16 protein-coding genes are annotated in these 16,900 nt (G+C 65.3%); 8 read left to right on the plus strand and 8 right to left on the minus strand.

Features of this window, described 5'->3' with window-relative positions:
- Window positions 1–9 precede the first annotated feature (9 nt).
- Together GMOLON4_RS13635 and GMOLON4_RS13640 are read right to left on the minus strand one after the other, a co-directional pair.
- On the minus strand, window positions 10–837 hold the full coding sequence (locus tag GMOLON4_RS13635) for a DNA-formamidopyrimidine glycosylase family protein (RefSeq protein ID WP_026937475.1): 828 nt from the start codon (window positions 835–837) through the stop codon (window positions 10–12).
- A 21-nt stretch (window positions 838–858) separates the two neighbouring features.
- Window positions 859–5,751, minus strand: a complete 4,893-nt coding sequence (locus tag GMOLON4_RS13640; RefSeq protein ID WP_211222706.1) for an Lhr family ATP-dependent helicase — start codon at window positions 5,749–5,751, stop codon at window positions 859–861.
- Between the two features lie 41 nt (window positions 5,752–5,792).
- Here GMOLON4_RS13640 and GMOLON4_RS13645 point away from each other — a divergent pair, with 41 nt between their 5' ends.
- Together GMOLON4_RS13645 and GMOLON4_RS13650 are read left to right on the plus strand one after the other, a co-directional pair.
- On the plus strand, window positions 5,793–5,969 hold the full coding sequence (locus GMOLON4_RS13645) for a type II toxin-antitoxin system RelE/ParE family toxin (RefSeq protein ID WP_265415382.1): 177 nt from the start codon (window positions 5,793–5,795) through the stop codon (window positions 5,967–5,969).
- Window positions 5,970–6,147: 178 nt separating this feature from the next.
- Window positions 6,148–6,522, plus strand: coding sequence for a hypothetical protein (locus GMOLON4_RS13650; protein ID WP_026937477.1), 375 nt, complete (start codon window positions 6,148–6,150; stop codon window positions 6,520–6,522).
- Window positions 6,523–6,528: 6 nt separating this feature from the next.
- On the opposite strand, the gene GMOLON4_RS13655 is transcribed toward GMOLON4_RS13650, so the two are convergent.
- On the minus strand, window positions 6,529–6,942 hold the full coding sequence (locus GMOLON4_RS13655) for a VOC family protein (protein ID WP_026937478.1): 414 nt from the start codon (window positions 6,940–6,942) through the stop codon (window positions 6,529–6,531).
- A gap of 138 nt (window positions 6,943–7,080) precedes the next feature.
- On the opposite strand from GMOLON4_RS13655, the gene GMOLON4_RS13660 reads away from it, so the two are divergent.
- Entirely contained in the window at window positions 7,081–7,734 is a 654-nt protein-coding gene (locus GMOLON4_RS13660; RefSeq protein WP_026937479.1) for a hypothetical protein, read from the plus strand.
- 58 nt (window positions 7,735–7,792) lie between these two features.
- Here the strand turns inward: GMOLON4_RS13660 and GMOLON4_RS13665 are convergent, their stop codons facing one another.
- Window positions 7,793–8,275, minus strand: a complete 483-nt coding sequence (locus GMOLON4_RS13665; protein WP_245575508.1) for a MarR family winged helix-turn-helix transcriptional regulator — start codon at window positions 8,273–8,275, stop codon at window positions 7,793–7,795.
- 92 nt (window positions 8,276–8,367) lie between these two features.
- On the opposite strand from GMOLON4_RS13665, the gene GMOLON4_RS13670 reads away from it, so the two are divergent.
- From GMOLON4_RS13670 to GMOLON4_RS13685, 4 genes are all read left to right on the plus strand, one after another.
- Window positions 8,368–8,994 carry a mycothiol-dependent nitroreductase Rv2466c family protein gene (locus tag GMOLON4_RS13670; RefSeq protein ID WP_026937481.1) on the plus strand — a complete coding sequence of 209 codons (627 nt, stop codon included), beginning with the start codon at window positions 8,368–8,370 and terminating at the stop codon, window positions 8,992–8,994.
- A gap of 89 nt (window positions 8,995–9,083) precedes the next feature.
- A complete protein-coding gene (locus GMOLON4_RS13675; RefSeq protein ID WP_146137504.1) occupies window positions 9,084–9,521 on the plus strand; it encodes a maleylpyruvate isomerase mycothiol-dependent enzyme family protein in 438 nt (145 codons plus the stop codon).
- Window positions 9,522–9,612: 91 nt separating this feature from the next.
- Window positions 9,613–10,122 (plus strand): carboxymuconolactone decarboxylase family protein, encoded by a 510-nt coding sequence (locus GMOLON4_RS13680; protein ID WP_051267136.1) that lies wholly within the window; start codon window positions 9,613–9,615, stop codon window positions 10,120–10,122.
- The gene (locus GMOLON4_RS13685; RefSeq protein ID WP_051267138.1) at window positions 10,119–10,454 is read left to right on the plus strand and encodes a GNAT family N-acetyltransferase; all 336 of its coding nucleotides are present in this window, start codon (window positions 10,119–10,121) and stop codon (window positions 10,452–10,454) included. The genes GMOLON4_RS13680 and GMOLON4_RS13685 overlap by 4 nt, the downstream gene beginning before the upstream one ends.
- Window positions 10,455–10,528: 74 nt before the next feature.
- On the opposite strand, the gene GMOLON4_RS13690 is transcribed toward GMOLON4_RS13685, so the two are convergent.
- Both GMOLON4_RS13690 and GMOLON4_RS13695 read right to left on the minus strand, forming a co-directional pair.
- Window positions 10,529–11,875: a flavin monoamine oxidase family protein gene (locus GMOLON4_RS13690; protein WP_026937483.1), complete on the minus strand. Its 1,347-nt coding sequence runs from the start codon at window positions 11,873–11,875 to the stop codon at window positions 10,529–10,531.
- Window positions 11,876–11,917: 42 nt separating this feature from the next.
- Window positions 11,918–13,354: an APC family permease gene (locus GMOLON4_RS13695; RefSeq protein ID WP_245575510.1), complete on the minus strand. Its 1,437-nt coding sequence runs from the start codon at window positions 13,352–13,354 to the stop codon at window positions 11,918–11,920.
- A 166-nt stretch (window positions 13,355–13,520) separates the two neighbouring features.
- Between GMOLON4_RS13695 and GMOLON4_RS13700 the strand changes: the two genes are divergently transcribed.
- Window positions 13,521–14,096: a TetR/AcrR family transcriptional regulator gene (locus GMOLON4_RS13700; protein ID WP_026937485.1), complete on the plus strand. Its 576-nt coding sequence runs from the start codon at window positions 13,521–13,523 to the stop codon at window positions 14,094–14,096.
- A gap of 77 nt (window positions 14,097–14,173) precedes the next feature.
- Here GMOLON4_RS13700 and GMOLON4_RS13705 read toward each other — a convergent pair whose 3' ends face one another.
- Together GMOLON4_RS13705 and GMOLON4_RS13710 are read right to left on the minus strand one after the other, a co-directional pair.
- Window positions 14,174–15,727, minus strand: coding sequence for an APC family permease (locus tag GMOLON4_RS13705; RefSeq protein WP_169516530.1), 1,554 nt, complete (start codon window positions 15,725–15,727; stop codon window positions 14,174–14,176).
- A gap of 90 nt (window positions 15,728–15,817) precedes the next feature.
- Complete coding sequence (locus GMOLON4_RS13710; RefSeq protein WP_026937487.1) at window positions 15,818–16,843, minus strand: hypothetical protein; 1,026 nt, start codon at window positions 16,841–16,843, stop codon at window positions 15,818–15,820.
- Window positions 16,844–16,900 lie beyond the last annotated feature (57 nt).

Genomic DNA, 16,900 nt, shown 5'->3' on the forward strand with positions numbered 1-16,900 from the left:
GGGGCGAGCCTATCGCTGGCAGCTCGGGCACCAGGCGGCGTTTCGCTCGGTCGCGCCGGGCTGGTTGCTGCCGGATGCGTGCTTCCCGTCCAAGATGATCGTGCCGCAGCGTCGGCACGGCTGACCGCCTCGACCGAACACGTAGGTCGGCTGGTTGAGATTCCCGGTGAACGTGCGTCCGACGCGGTCGCGATTGGCGAGTAGGAGCCGCCTGCCGAGCGCCACCCACTCGGCTATGTCGCCGCAGTCGGCAACGTGACGGCTCGGGAGCACACTGCGTAGGAAACATATCTCGGTGACGTACTCGTTGCCGAGGCCCGCGATGTTGCGCTGATCGAGCAGCGCCGCTGAGATCTCGCGGTCGGGTTCGTGTTGGATGCGCCGGGTCGCCTCGTCGAGGTCGGGGTCCTCGCCCAGGAGGTCCGGTCCGAGCCAGCCGAGGTGTTCTTCCTCCTCGGACGTCGGCCACAGATCGAGCTTCGCGAGGTCGATGCCGAGCGCGATCACCGCATCCGTGCCCACGATCGCTCGGATGCGGTGGGCCGCTGGCCAGGCCGTGGTCGGTCCGCGCCGTCGCCGGGTATGAGTTGCGGGCTCGGGCGGGCGCGGCGGGACCAGCCGCCAGGAACCATCCATGCCGAAGTGCGATTGCACGGTGTAGTCGCCGATGCGCAGCAGGATGTGCTTGCCGCGGGAGTTCGCGCCGAGGATTCGTTCGCCCACGAGCGATGCGGTCGCGAGCTTTGGCGTCCGCAGTTCGAAGCGGTCCACGACGCGTCCCGCGAGCGACCGGTGCAAGTTCGCGGCCGCGCGATACGCGGAATCACCCTCGGGCATGCGTGCCTCCTCGGCGGTCGCTCACAACCGCATCCTGAGCCCGCGAGGAATCTGCCCGAACCCGGCATCGGTCAGCAGCCGTGCAAGCGGCGTCTCGAGCGCGTATTTCCCGTCGATCTTCTCGATCACGAGGTTCGGGATGCGCGCACGCCGCACAGCGTCGGCCAGCGAGATGGCGGCGGCGCGGGCGACTGGATTGTTTTCGACGGCATCCAGCGAGTCGTCCTCGAGGAACGACAGCAGCGTTTTGCCGCCGCGCTCGACGTAGAGCACGAGCGCGCCGTCGACGAGGGTTACGAGTCCGCCGGCCTTGCGGCCGGGGCGGTGAGTGGATGGGTGTTCGGGCCAGGGGAGCGCGGCACCATACGGGTTGGCCGGGTCGGTCGCCGCCAGGGTGATCGCGCGCAGCGGCGGTTTCTCGGTGAAGCGGTCGTCGTCGGCGCGGCGGAGCAGGTCGATCGCTCCAGCGGTCGCGAACTGCGCCGCGCCGAGGCCGTCGATGAAGTACCCGCGGCGCGCACGGCCCGCTTCCTCGAACTTCGCGAGCACGCGGTAGGCGAGCGCGAAGCCACCTTCGGCGCCGGAGGCCTCGACGGAGCCGCGGGTGACGACACCGTAGCGATCGAGCTGCAACTCCGCGGCCGCCTGCGCCTTGACGGTCGCATCCTCGTCGTACGTCGCGGCGAGCGACCAGCGGCCGGCGGCGCGGGGCGGCACCTGCACGGCCTTGCGCTCGGCCGCCCAAGAGCGGAAGGAGCGGCCACGTGCGGGTTGCCGGGCGGTTCGGTGCGAGGGCGCGGAGCGGCTCGCTGAACCCGAGCGCGCAGGGCCCGTCAGGACCGCCCGCAGCGGCACGAGCGAGTCGCACGTAACGACACCGAGCCACGCGAGCTCCCACAGCGCATCCGCGATTGCCTCGAGGGAGGGCGTGTCCCGGCGGGGAGCTGGTGCGCCTGGGGTGTCGGTCGCGGCGCGGAAGGTGGGGCCGAGACCGGGTGCGGCAGCGGTGGGGTCGGGGTCGGGATCGCTTTCGTGCGCTTCGGCGGCACTATCCTGCTCGAGCGCGATCACGATCTGCGGCAGGAACATCGCACCGCCCTCCGCGAGCACGGCGGCGACGCGCTTCGCGAGCGGGGATGCATCCTCGGGCAGCGCCTCGCGCTGGAACGTGAGGTGCTCGGTATCGGTGAGGTGCAGGCTCAGCCAGCCGTCGGCGCGGCCGATCTCGCCGTGACCGTGCCAGCGAACCTCGCCCGAGACGATCAGCTCGTCGAGCATCCCGGGCGCGTAGTCGCGCACGCGCGCGGGCAGGACGAGCGACTCCCACGCGGATGCGGGGATCTGCACGCCCTGCAACTGGTCGATCACGGTGAACACGCCCTCGACGCCCGACACCGCCGCGCCACCCGAACCGGAATCGACCTGCTGCCAGTCGGCGAGGAACCGGGCATACGCGGCCTGCGAGACCGGCTCGACCTCGTGGCGCAGCTTCGCGAGGGTGCGGGCGCGGATGCGGCGCAGGACCCGGTCGTCGACCCACTCCTCACCGGCGCGGCCGGGTGTGAACTCGCCGCGCACGACCCGGTGCGCGAGCTCGAGGCGCTGCAGCGCATCCGTCGCGACCGCGTGGCCAATGCCGAGCCGGGTCGCGACGTCCGCGGTCGTGAACGGTGCGTGGGTGCGGGCGAAGCGGCCGACGAGGTCGCCGAGTGGGTCGGCGATCGGGGTGAGGAACGCGGCGGGCACGCCGATCGGGATGGGGGTGCCGAGGCCGTCGCGCAGGCGCGCGGCGTCTTCGATCGCGGCGACGCGCTCCTCGCCCGCGATACGCAGGCGGAGGGCGCGCTTGTCGGCGACGAGGTGGGCGACGATCTCGCTGACCTCGAAGGTGGAGCTTGTCGAAGCCTCGCTGGTTGAGCTTGTCGAAGCCATCGCGACCTCGACATGCTCGGCCGTCGACGTGGGTTCGGGCACCTCGACGGGCTCGGCGACCTCGGTCGCATCCTCGCCGAACCGGTCGATAATCTCCGCCTCGGTGAGCGGACCGAGCAGCCGAAGGAGGTCGGCGACGCCCTCGAGGTCGCGGGCGCGGAACCCCGGCGCGCGCTTCTGCAGCTCGGCCTCGACATCGGCAATCGCCTCCTGATCGAGCAGATCACGCAGCGAGGTGGCGCCGAGCAGCTCGGCGAGGAGGCTCGCATCCAGGTTTAACGCCGCGGCGCGGCGCTCCGCGAGCGGCTGATCGCCCTCGTACAGGAACTGTCCGACGTATCCGAACAGCAAATTGCGCGCGAACGGCGACGGCTCCCCGGTGATGACCTCCGTGATCCGCACCTCGCGCGACTCGATCCGCGCGATCAGCTCGGTGAACGCGTCGAGGTCGTACACATCGTGCAGTACCTCGCGCACGGTCTCGAGGATGATCGGGAACTCGGGATAGCGGCGGGCCACCTCGAGCAACTGGGCGGCGCGCAACCGCTGCTGCCACAACGGTGAGCGCTTGCCGGGATGCAGCCTCGGCAGCAGCAGCGCGCGGGCCGCGTTCTCGCGGAAGCGTGCGGCGAACAGCGCCGAGGCGCCGACCTCGCGGGTCACCGTCGGCGCGATCTCCTCGCGGTCGAAGACGAACAGCTCGGCGCCGGGCGGGTCGGCGTCGATGTCGGGAATGCGTACGACGATGCCGTCGTCGCTCGCCATCGCAGAGCCCTCCATCCCGAATCGCTCGCGCACCCGCGCCGTGACGAGCAACGCCCACGGCGCGTGCACCCGCCGCCCATAGGGCGAGTGGAGTACGACCCGCCAGTCGCCGAGCTCATCCCGGTTGCGCTCGACGACGAGCACCCGGTCGCTCGGCACCTGCCCGGTCGCCTCACGCTGTTCGCGCACGTAGCGCAGCAGGTTTGACGAGGCGTTTTCGTCGAGCACCGGGGCGAGCGTCGCGGGTACCGCGTCGTTGGATGCGATGTCTCGCGTGACCTCGCCGATCGCGGCACCGAGCTCCGCGGGCCTTCCGATCGAGTCGCCGTGCCAGAAGGGGAGCTTTCCGGGCTCGCCAAATGCGGGGGTCACGCGCACGCGGTCAGGCCCGATTTCGCGGATGCGCCACGAGGTCGAGCCGAGCGCGATCACGTCGCCGACGCGCGACTCGTAGACCATTTCCTCGTCGAGTTCGCCGACGCGCATCCCCGCTTTCCGACGACTCGAGCCCGTCGTGCCGTCCTCCGCCTCGGGGCCGTCCTCGGCGCCCGTGAACATGAACACGCCGTACATCCCGCGGTCGGGGATTGTGCCGCCGCCGGTCACCGCGAGTCGCTGCGCGCCGGGGCGGCCCTCGAAGGTATCGGCGTCGCGATCCCACAGGATGCGCGGGCGCAGGTGGGCGAACTCGTCCGACGGATAGCGGCCAGCGAGCAGGTCGAGCACCGAGTCGAGCAGCGTCCGTGACAGTCGCTGGAATGACGCAGCCTTCCGCACGAGCGCGAGCCAATCATCCACCGCCCAGCGGTCGATCGCTGAGGCCGCAATGATCTGCTGGGCCAGCACATCCAGCGGGTTCTCGATCAGCTCGATGCGCTCGATCGAGCCCGAAAGCATCCGCGAGGCGACGACCGCGGAGTGCAGCACATCCGCGCGGTGCTTCGGCAGCAGCTCGCCGCGCGAGACGCCGCCGACCTGGTGCCCGGCGCGGCCGAGGCGCTGCAGGCCCGAGGCGACCGAGGGCGGCGACTCGACCTGGATGACGAGCTCGACGTCGCCCATGTCGATGCCGAGCTCGAGGCTCGAGGTCGCGACGACGCAGCGCAGCTGGCCCGACTTCAGCGCCTCCTCGACCTCAGCGCGGATGTCTTTCGACATCGAGCCGTGGTGGGTGCGCGCGAAGGGGGCGTCTTCGCCCTCGTCGGTCGCGGCGCGCCCGGTGCGCTCGCGGTATTCCTCGTTGAGGTTTGCGGTGAGGCGTTCGGCGAGTCCGCGGGAGTTCACGAAGACGATCGTGGAGCGGTGCTCGAGCACGCGGTCGACGATCTCGGACTCGATGTGTGGCCAGATCGAACCGCGGCGCGGGTCGGTCGCCTGCGAGGCATCCCCGAACAGGATGTCGTCGTCGAGGTTCGTGCTCGGTGCCGGCGTTCCAGACGTGCCGAGGTCGCTGAGATCCTCGACGGGCACGACGACCTTGAGATCGAACGCCTTCTCGCTCGGCGGCGCGACGATCGTCACCGGTGCCGAGCCGCCCAGGAATTTCGCGACGGTCTCGAGCGGTCGCACCGTCGCCGAGAGCCCGATGCGCTGTGCGGGTGGGCGTTCCTCCGGGGACGTGCGGAGCGCATCCAACCGCTCGAGCGAGAGCGCGAGGTGCGCGCCACGCTTCGAGTCGGCGAGCGCGTGCACCTCGTCGACGATGACCGTGTCGACGGTGCGGAGCCCATCGCGCGCGGTCGAGGTCAGCATCAGGTAGAGCGACTCCGGGGTGGTGATGAGCACATCCGGCGGATTTGCCTGCAGGCGCCGACGCTCGGCGGGCTTCGTGTCGCCCGACCGCACGCCGACCGTGATCGGCGTCGCCTCGAGGCCGAGTCGCTTCGCGGTCTGGTCGATGCCGACGAGTGGCGCGTTGAGGTTGCGCTCGACGTCGACGCCGAGGGCCTTGAGTGGCGAGATATAGAGGATGCGGGTACCGCGTTCCCGGGGGGCGGTGCCGTCGTGGATGAGCCGGTCGAGCGCCCAGAGGAACGCCGCGAGCGTCTTACCGGAACCGGTCGGCGCGACCACGAGCGTGTGGCCGCCGGTTGCGATCGCATCCCACGCCTCACGCTGGGCGCGCGTCGGCTGCTCGAACGCGCCGAGGAACCAGGTTCGGGTCGCCTCGCCGAAGGCATCCATGCCGGAGCCGTTCGAAGCGTGCGCGTCAGTCATCTCTTTAGCGAACCACATGACGCTGGCCTGCGCGTGGTGGTGTGGCGGTGAAAGCGATGGCGGAAGTGCTGGGCCGAGGGCGTCGGTGTGACGAAATCCGTGAAGGCTATCGCCGCTACGCGATCGGCAGCCACCTCATCTTCGTTGTCGAATTGAAGCATGGCATCGATGTCATTCGGATCCAGCACCAACCGATGGACCCGACGCGGCACTTCTAACCGGGCGAGGGCGTCACGAGCCGTGTGCGCCACCAAGTCCTCTATTGCCATTGAAGTAAAGAGGGGATAGATTTAAAGCGTGAAGGCGCAGAAAACCCGCGACGTGCTCCGGCAGATTCAACGGTCGGGGGTACCCCTTCCCCGTGAATGGGAATAAAGCAAGTCAGGAGGAGCTCAGGTGCGAGAGCTGGATGTGGTCGTCGAACGCGACGGTAAGTGGTGGGTGTTTGAGATTCCTGAGCTGGGGACCGGCGGGCAGGCGCTAAGTCTCGCCGAAGTCGACGATGAAGCTCGAGACGTGGCCGCCATGTGGCTCGAGGAAGACCTCGCGTCGATAAAGGTCGACGTCACGATCAATGCTGCGGCGCATTCGATCGCGGAATGGGAGGCGGCGGAGCGGGAAGAAATCCAAGCGCGGGAGGCTCAGGCGCATGCCGCAGAGCGTCGGCGCGCCGTAGTTCGAGAGCTGCGAGGGCAAAAATTCAGCGCCCTTGACGTCGCGCGGATACTCGGAATTTCGAAGCAGCGCGTGTACCAACTCGAGAAGAAGTAAGTCTGGTTACGCGGCGGGCGGCCCGCCAGCCGCGGCCTCGGGGTCCATCCAGAACGGCTCGAAGTGGTTGCCGTCTGGGTCGTCGAACTGGCCGCCGTACATGAAACCGTGGTCCTGAATCTTGCCGACCTTGCCGCCAGCCTTTCCTACGGTTTCGAGGAACGCATCCACGGCCTCGCGAGAGTCGAGGTCGAAGGCGATCAACGCGAGCGACTGCGTCGCCGGGTCGCCGACCGTCTTGTCGCCGATGAAGGTTTGGTAGTAGTCGCGGTGGAGCGCCATAAGGTACTGCCCGTCGGACATTTCGACACTGACGGCGTTTTCGTCACTGAAGTTGGGATTGACCGACCAGCCGATGGCGGTAAAAAACACCTTTGACCGTTCGACGTCGGAGGTTGGGATGTTCAGGAAAATACTCATGCCCCAAGCCTTGTCTGGATCGGCGTAGAGCAACACCGTTTGACGCTGGCAGTACCTGGCAATGTTCCCCACACCTGATCAGCCCGTTCGGGTGCCGCTTCGTGAGCATGGCATATTGGATGCGTCGGACGGAGTGCCATGACGAAACGCGACGAGAACAACGCCAAGATAAAGCGGGGAGACGGCAGCGCGATCAAGCCAGTTCGTGGGCTCGAGGCGTTGTGGCGATCACAGTTTGGCATTCGCCTCGTCGAGCAAGATGGCAACGGCCGGGATGCGGTTCGCTCATATGCGGTCGACGTCAACCTCTTCGATTGGGAACCTACCGGCGCACTTTACCGCGACGGCCAACAGTACCTTCGAGCTGAGCTGCCAGTGCGATTCCCGGTGCAGCGGGGCGAGATCGACGTCGCGGCGACGTCGTTTGGGATGAAACGTGTGCATTTCATTCGAGACAACGAGGAGGTTCAGCTGCTGCCGATGCCGGGAACGGCTGAGCATGCCCGCGCAATGTTTGCCCGCGAGCATCCCTTTTGGAGCCGCTTGATCGGCATCCTCGCTATCGTCGTGATGCTGGTGAGTCTCGCGCTGCTCGTCCCTTGGGCGCTCGAACAGGTCACTCGCGTCGAGTTCATCGCCGAACGGTTTGGAGTGTTCGTTTCGCCGCTCGAGATCCCCGGGTGGCTTGGCGGAGTCCTCACGGTGGCGGGATTTGCGGCGGCCATCGAACGGGCGCTCACGCTCCGGAATCACTGGCTCATCGATGCAGACACATGGTTCCTAGGGGACTAGCGCGTGGTTCGCCTGCTGCTTTCGTGAGGGCTTGCGCGTAAGCAACATCCATCTTCACCTAGTCGGCAAACGGATCGGTAATCTCCCGAAGCCGGGTCAGTGCATCCCGCAACTGCGCCATCGATTCCTCGCCGAGATGTTCGGTCCACTCGGCCTCGATTCGAGCCTCCTCGCGGCGGGCGATCGGCAGATACTTGTCGATAGTCTCCGTGGTTCCGCGGACGAGCCTGGCCCTGCCGTCGGTCGGGTCGGGAACTCGCTCGACGATGCCGGCTTCTTCGAGCCGATCGATGAGTGACGTCGCGGTTTGCTTCGTGATTTGCGCCTGCTCGGCGAGGTCCGAGATTCGGCTCCCGCCGGGGGCGATTCTGGCAAGCAGTCGGCCCTGTGCGACCGTAAACTCGGCCCCCGCATCCCTCATCACCTGGAAGATTCGAGTCTCGGCGTAGCGCTGCGCGATGAACATCAAGACGGATGTGGGGAGTGCTCGGTCTTCGGGGTCGAGGTAGTGCGGGTTGGTATTGGCGGGTGACGCGTTCACGACGATCCTTGATTTGATTCGATTATCGAAGTAAAATAGTTCGTAGATCGTACCATTATTACTCGCGGAGCCTCAAGGAAGAGGGTGAGGTCATGGACGACACGCGTACGCGAATCGACTACTGGTTTGATCCCGTCTGCCCTTATTCCTGGAACGCGCACTGCTGGCTCGTCGAGGTGCAGCGAAAGGCCCATATCGATGTCACGCTTCACCCAATGAGCCTGCTTTTCGCCAATGAGCATTCCGAAGAATCGGATCAGTACAAGAAGAATGTCGCCAGAACTGCCGCCCCATCGCGCGTCGCGATGGCGATCTTCGAGCGTCATGGCGGTGAAGCATTGCGTCAGTTTTATCTGGCGTTCGGTCGCCCTATTTTCGATCACTGGCGGTATGCCTCGAGTCGGGAACTTCGGGATGCGATGGTCGCGGCGCTCGCGGAGGTGGGCCTTCCTGCGAACCTCATTGAGGCTGGTGAAGACACAACGTTCGACAATGCCCTCCGGCGCAGTCACGAGGAGGGAACCGGGCCGGTAGGCGGCCGAACTGTCGGTACCCCAACCATCCACATCGATGGTGCCGCCTTCTTCGGGCCAGTGCTGCAAAGCATCCCCCGAGGCGACCAATCGCTCGAACTACTCGAAGCGCTGCGGCTTCTTGCCCACAGCGACAGCTTCTATGAGCTCAAACGCGACCGCACGAGACCGCCGGTGTTCGATTGACCGGTCTGAACGAATCCGAGGAAAATCATGAACACCACACTTCTCGACATCGACGGCATCCGGGCGGGATGAACGCGATCAACAACGCGATGTCTATCAAGAAAGCAAACCAGGTGGCGAAGGAAACATTCGCTGACGAGATTCGCGCAACCATCGGCTCGCGGAAGCATAACGTCGGTGTGACTCCTCGGGAGACGCTGGTGGATGCGCTCGTGCATCCGCAAGACATCGCGATTCCGCTCGGCCGCGAGATGCCGATGGACGCGCTTGCTGCTGCCACGGCGGCCGAACGGGTGTGGTCGTATCAAGGTAAGGGGCTGGCGAGAGTCTTCCGAAACCTGCCGCTCTGGCACATGCGACTGGTCGCGACGGACATCGATTGGTCAGTCGATCCGCTCGGCGGGACAGTTGGTGCTCCCGAAATTCGTGGGCCGATTGCGGAACTGCTCCTGCTGCTGACGGGTCGAACCGTGGCGTTCGACCGCGTCGAGGGGGAGGGGCTGCTGCTGTTACAGCGCGAGCGCTGAGGAATACTGGGCCGGGCTCCGGGGTTGTGTGGTGATATGACCGCAGGGCCTCGTCGCCCGGCTTTATTCATTGCAGAGATCGGACTACCGCATGACTACTGACTCGCTTCCAGATCTTCCCCGCAGCCACCGCGCCGTCTATCGAGGTGCCGTGCGAATGGCACAGGCCGCCGGTGAGGCCGCGGCCGAAGCGGGAGTTGGCCGCGACCTCGTCGAACTCGTCAACGTTCGGGTGTCGCAGATCAACGGCTGCGCGCGCTGCCTCTCGGCGCACGTACCGGCGGCGTTCGAGGCCGGGGTCGGGCATGCGAAGTTGCACCTGCTACCCACGTGGCGCGAGGCGTCACTCTTCACCGAGGTAGAACGGGCTGCACTCGAGATCGCGGAACTCGTGACTCGGCTTCCGGGTGCAGCCGCAGGTGCGGCGCACTCTGCGGGGCGGGATGCGGGGCTCACGGATGAACAAATCACCGCGATCGAGTGGATAGCGATCTCGATCGGCGCGTTCAACAGGATCTCGATCATGTCCGGGCACGACGCCTTGCCACAGAAGTTTGACACGTTAGGACAGTCGATCAGCAACGAAGGAGACGAATCATGACCGAAGTACTCGTGAACGGCGTGAAGCCAGCGGTCCGTGACGACGCGGAGAACAACCGATACGTCATCGAGGCCGATGGCGACCAGCTCGGCCTCATCGACTACCGCATGCGGGATGGCAACATCGCGCTGATACACACGGAGGTCGACAAAGCGAAATCGGTTCCTGGACTGGCTCGACTGCTCGTGACTGAGGCCCTGGGGGATGCGCGCGCTCGCGGGCTGGGCGTGCTGCCGTACTGCCCATACGTGCGCCGCACAATCGACAAGAACCGGGACGAGTTCCTTGATCTCGTGCCCGAGGGTCGCCGCGCCGAGTTCAAGCTCGACTAGCGCTAGGTCCCTGAGTAGACGGGCGAAGCCCGGCGTATCGAAGGGCCGTGTCGCTTCGATACGCCGCTGCGCGGCTACTCACCGGCCGGGCGTGAGATGGCGTGCACACCACGCGCCGCGGTCAGTCCCGACTCGATCGCCCCATCCACGAACCCGTTCCACCCCTTCGCGAGGTCTCCTCCCGCGAACTGCAACCGAGTGTCGCGCCGGCCGAACTCGTCATCCCACGTGCGCAGGAACTGTCCGACTCGCGGCGTCGACCAGGTCTGCTGCGAATACGGGTCCTCGCCCCAGTCGTGACCGGTTGACTCGAGAACTTCGACGTCGGGCATCCAATAGCGCACCGCATCCTGGACTTGGGCCACGTCTGTCACGTCGAGGCGCGTGCGGTCGGGTCCGAAACCGACGAAGATCGTCGTGTCGTCGTCGAGGAAGTACTCGCTGCGCACGAGCGTGAGCGCGTGCGTCGGGGGAGCGTAGGCCGCGAACGAGCGGTGGCCCTTGACCTTGAACCAGACCTTCGTGCCGGTCTCGGAGTTGAGGCCTTCGGCAATAGTCCGCGAGGGTGACTCGGACAGCGCGGGCTCGAACTCGATGTCCTTGAGCGCGCCGATCGGGGCGGTGACGATGACCGCGTCGCTGCGGTGCTCCGCGCCACCCTGCGTGGTGATGGTGACGCCGGCATCGTCGTGCGCGATCCGCGTTACGACGGTGCCCAGCTCCACCGGAGTCTTGATGTCGCCCGCGATGCCCTCATAGACGGCGCGCATCCCGCCCTCGATCTTGAACTTGATCGTCTGTTCGTCGATCAGCGAGAGTCGGTGGTCGCAGAGCCCAGCCCAGTGCTTGGCCATGAGGGTGGATGCGCCGTCGAGATAGCCGTTGTAGGCCGCGGCCCACGAGGCCTGAACGAGGTCGGCCTCTTCGTCGGTGAAGCCGGCCGCACGGACTGCCTCGACGATGCTCGTGTCGTCAGCCGCCCGCATCCGCTCGCGGAGCTCATCCGAGTAGCCCTCCGCGGTGAAGATGTGGCGCGGCTCGTGGGGGTACGGGAAGAACTCTCGCGAGCCTTCGAACATGCGATCCTGAAGCTCGCCGAGCCGCTCGTCGAAGGCCTCGCTCGTGGACGACTGGACCTCGCCGTCCTTCAGCCAGAGGGCCAGGTCTGGCACCGGGCTTTCGATGAGTCGCTGTCCGTAGCGGATGATCTCGGTCCAGATATACGGCATCATCCAGTGCACCCAGGTGCCGCCGATCTCGAGCGGATGCCCGAGCCGCTCCTCCGTCCAGGTGCGGCCGCCGATGCGGTCGCGTGCCTCGAGGATGCGCACCTCGTGGCCGAGCGCCTCGAGCTCACGCGCCGCGACAAGCCCGGCGAAGCCGGCGCCGACGATCGTTACGTTCCAGTTGTTGGTTGTCATGTCAGTTTCTTTCTTGGTAGAGGTTCGGATGCTTGCGTGGAGTCAGAGCTTGACATCGCTGAAGTCGATTTCCTTGCGGCGGAGGCTGACGATCAGCGTCACGATGAAAGCGAGAGGGAGCGCGAGCAGTAACCACTTCGCGATGTCGCCACCACCGCCGAGGAGCGCGTCATAGTTGGCGAGGGTGATCAAGCCGATGACTGCAAACACGATTACGGATGCGATCGGTGCGATCACGGTGCTGAACGCGTGCGTGCGCCAGTCACCGCTGCGCAGGAAGTAAGCGGCGATTGCGATTGACGCGATGAAGAGGATACTAATGAAGCCAGCCGTACCCAGCGATAGGAACCACGAGTAGACGACGCCCATGGGGTCGGCTCCGGCGAGCAAGAACACCGCGACAATAATGAGCACAACGACGCTGTTCACGAGAACGGCGCGGGTAGGAACTTTTCGGTCAGACAGCTTGGCGAGCGATCGGGGGAGGACCCGGGCGCGTCCGAGGGCAAACAGATAACGAGCGAACATATTAGACACGCCCAGGAGCATCGCGAGGAAGCTCGTGACGACGAGTACTTCTATGCTCAGGGTGAGCCAGGTGCCCGCGCTCTGCGAGGCGACATCAAAGATCATCGTTGCGAACTCGGTTTCGGCGACACCCTGTACGCGATCCGGCCCGATGTAGCCGGAGACTGCCCACGTTCCGATGAAGTAGAAGATCGCGACGAACGCGATGACGAGGTAGAGCGCGCGAGGAATCGTTCGCTTCGGGTCCTTTGCCTCCTCAGCAAAGACCACGGTGGCCTCAAACGTGGTGAAGCACGAGAACGCGAAGAGGAGTGCCACTCCGAATCCCGGGACGAACAGCGACTCGGCGTTGAACCCGGTGAACTGAAATACGCCGAATCCGCGCTCTGCAACGACGGCAACGACGAGAGCTGCGACTACGAGGATCTCGAGAACGATGATCGTTCCGAGCACTCGAAGGCTCGCGTCGACGCCCCGCAAGGTGAGCGCAGTGGTGACTACGAGGAATAGCACGATCCAGACGAGCGGCGGGATCTCGAGGCTCGTGACTCGGGTCACGAGTTGCTGTGCAAAGACGCCGAACTGTGCCCAGAGGCCAACCTGCAGGCTGAGGTACGTCACGATCACGATGCCAGCGGCACCGGCGGCCCAGCGGTTGCCGAGGCCGCGCGCAATGTAGACCACGAAGCCACCGGCATTTGCGATGGTGCGTCCCATGCGCAGGTAGCCGACTGCGAATAGAGCGACCAGGAGGCCGGCGATCACGTAAATCAGTGGGGTAGCAGGGCCGACTGCGCTAAAGAGGACCGGGCTCGCTCCAACGAAAGCGGCAACGGGCGCTGCCGCAGCGATGACGAAAAAGGTAATGGAAAAGGTGCCGAGCTTGCCACCTTCGAGCCGTGGCATTGGTGCCTCAATTGATTCGGCGGTTGGTGTGAGCTGTTGATTCAACGTCGTCTCCATTGACTTCCCGAGTTCCAGACGGAGGTCGAACCACATGGGGATGCGACCGCACTCCAGTAATTCTGCAATTGCAGAGTTACTAGTATTCTGCGATTGCAGAGTTTGACTGTCAAGAGGCAGGCCTTCGGCCGGTCCCGCACTACGCTGGAGCACTATGAGCCAACCAACGAAAAAGCGCGTCGCGCGCGGGACCGGGCGAGATGCGCTGATTCAGGCCGCGGTTGGAACGGTCGGGAAGTTCGGGATCGAAGGCGCGACCGTGCGACGCATCGCGGAGGAAGCGGGCGTGCACAACACCCTCATTACTCACTATTTTGGGTCGAGAGAGTCGTTGCTTAAGGAAGCCGCGGAGTGGGTCATCGAGCAGCAATTGCGCATCGTTGACGTTTCGATCGACCTGGCACTGGACGAAAAGGCCAGGAAAAAGCTCGTTGAGGAAGTCGATTCGTCACCGCTGAAGCAGATTTTCCTCTATGAAATGGTTCTGGCACCGAGCCGCTACCCGGATCTGCAGGAGAGCGCGAGCAAGCTTTACGCGACCTACCTCGAGCGCACGCAGGTCTCGCTCAAGGCGCAGGGCTTCCCTGACGATCTCGCCCTCGCACGCGCAGTGTTCGCGTCAATTGATGGGCTCGTGCTGCAGCAGGTCTCGGTCGCGACTACGGCCGAGATTCTCGCCGCGCTCGAGCGTCTCGGCGACCTACTGAAGGGGTTGCGTCCGCAGCCGTAGACCGAAGCGCGAGGGGCTGGTTGATTCCGATTGGATCAACGAGCCCCTCGTTCGGTTGGGAGTTCAGCCGTGTACGACTATTGCTTCTTTTGCTCGCGTGCCGCGGCCTGCGTCATCAGGCGGTCGGTGCGAATAGCGGCTGCTTCCTCCGCGGAGTCGCCAGCCGCGAGGTCTTGGTAGACCTCAGGGCGGTTCTTGCGCAGCCAGTAGCCGAAGCCGATACCGAACACGAGCATCGCGAAGACGAGGATCGGCAGCAGCACCGTCCAGCCGGCCTCGACGCCCGTGATCCAGGAGAATCCGGCGAGTTCGATTGCGAGCGCGGCAATGAGCAGCACGGATGCGATCGAAGGGATGATGATCTGCTTCCACAGCGAGCGCTGTGCCGCGGGCTGCTTGAGGAAGTAGCCGACGACCGAGATCGACGCGAGTGCTTGGAGCAGGGTCGCCGCGATCGCGCCGACGCCGAAGGCAATCGTCGAGACCTGCGTGTACGGGTCTCCGCCGAACGCCCACACCAGCAGCGGCACGAAGATTCCGATACCGATCAGGGTGAACTGCGCGGCGTATGGGGCGCCGTGCTTGTTGAGGCGGCCGAGGTAGCTCGGCAGGATCGAGTCGCGCGCGAGGCCGTTCAGGTAGCGTGACATGAAGTTACCGATCGTGATCATCACGGCCAGCTGCGCCAGCAGTGAACCGATGCTGAAGAGGACGAGTCCGAAGGTGCCGAGGTACTCCCCGACGGTCGCGAAGATGAAGCCGCTGAGTCCCTGCTCGAGCACGACATCCATCTGCGTCTCAATGCCACTCACCGACGTGAGGGTCCAGGTCGTCAGAACCAGCACGACGACGATGATCGCGAGCGCACCGTACAGCGCGCGGGGAACGGTCTTGCCGGGGTTCTTCGCCTCGGGGGCGTAGAGCGCGCCGGCCTCGTAGCCCTGGAAGCAGAGGAAAGCGAAGATAAAGGCGACGGTCCACGACCCGATCGAGAACACGTCGGGGCTGATGACCTCGAGGGGGAGCGCATTGGCGATGCCGTCGCGGGCAATGATCGCGAACGAAAGCGCGAGCAGCAGCACCACCTCGAACGCCACGATGATGGAAATGAGCATCGCACTGATGTCGATTCGGCGGTAGATCAGGAAGCCGACGAGCAGCAGCGGGATGACATGCAGGAGCACCCACGGAACCTCCACGCCCGTGAGCGCGATGATGGATTCCTGCAACGTGAAGCCCTGAATCGCGGCCGCGCCAAGGAAGCCGAAGAGGTAGCCGATGGTGCCGACCATTGCGCCGCCGACACCGGCGGGCCGGCCGAGCCCGCGGGCGATGTAGTTGTAGAACGCGCCGGGGCGGTCGATGCGCCGCACCATCTGCACGTAGCCGATGCAGAAGATGCCGATCACGATGCCGGCGATCAAGAACGCGAGGACGGTGGACGGACCACCGAACGCGAACCCGAGGGGTGCGGTACCGACGATCACGGCGAGTGGGGTCATCGCGCCGATGATCAGCACGATGATCTGCCACGTGCCGAGCGTTCGCTTCGCCACGCGGGTCTGGTCGATCGAGACCGTGGATGTGCTGGGCTGAGTGCCGTTACTGACTTGGGTGGGTTGATCAGACATGTGAACCATGCCCTCCTCGATTGTCTAAAAGGGAGTGTTTCGAATCGCTTCTCGCGTCGTTGTGAGAAGCGGTTTTCATGAGGGGGACGACTAGCGCCGCGTGAATTGGTGGCTGGCGACCGGCATCTCGGCCGAAAAGAGCATCCCTGGCTCGGCGTTTACGACGTCAGGGATGCGCGAGATCAGCGCGACGTTCGTGATCTCGTAGCTGGGGAACGGGCGGTACTCGAGGTGGTGCGTGGGCATCCCGATGACGTCGAGGCTGTCTTTGGACTCGTCCTGCTCGATTGGCTGCACCGTGACGATGCCCTCGAAGCGAATGCCGCGGTCCGTCTCGAAACTGAGCGTCTCGACGAACCCACAGGTCTGCCCGGGCTGGATCGTGGTGCCCGCGAGGCCCCATTCATAAGTGGCATCGGCAAAGATCGGCACCGTCTCCTTCGAGACCGGACCGGCTACCGCGCCCATGCGACGAGCGGCCTCGACCATCGGCGCACCGAGTACGGACGGCACATCCTTCGTGGCCTCGGTGTGCGCGGCGAATTCCTCAGCACTCAGCGGCACACCGATTTCTTCCCCGACACCGGCCGAAAGCGCCTGCAGCGAGATCTCGCTCGTGAGGCGCACGGTGGTGATGTCGAGGCTGGATGCGGACACGAGCGCGGGCAGCTGCACCCACCACGTGTCCTGGACGCCCGAGGCCATGAAGCTCGCGCCGCCGCGAACGGCGCGCTCGTGCATCCCCGTGGCCCAGGAGTCGTCGCGACTCAGCACATCCTGCTGCAGCGTGATGACGTTGATGCCGCGATCGAGCACCTGTCCAGCCATGTCCAGGATGCGTTCGAGCGAGAGCGCGGGCGTGAGCACGACGATCTCGGGCTTGGTCTCAAGCCCGTCGAGCAGCGTGAACAGGTCCTCCGTCACGGCCACGTCTGGCACGTCCTCGCCTTCGATGAACTCGGCCAGCGGCTTGCCGACTTTGTCGCCGATGTCGACGGCCCCGAGAATTTCGTGGCCGACGTGATGGAGCAGCTCGGCGATGCGCGCGCCCTGCGCGCCGATCCCGACGGTTACCACGCGGTAGTAGTCGGGATGCGGCTGGATGGTTGTGGTCATTTGGTCTCCATTGACCTCATGGTGGGGCTCGCTGCAGCGAGCCCCACCTGGTGATTA

Origin of the sequence: Gulosibacter molinativorax, assembly GCF_003010915.2 — a bacterium.
Classification (GTDB): domain Bacteria; phylum Actinomycetota; class Actinomycetes; order Actinomycetales; family Microbacteriaceae; genus Gulosibacter; species Gulosibacter molinativorax.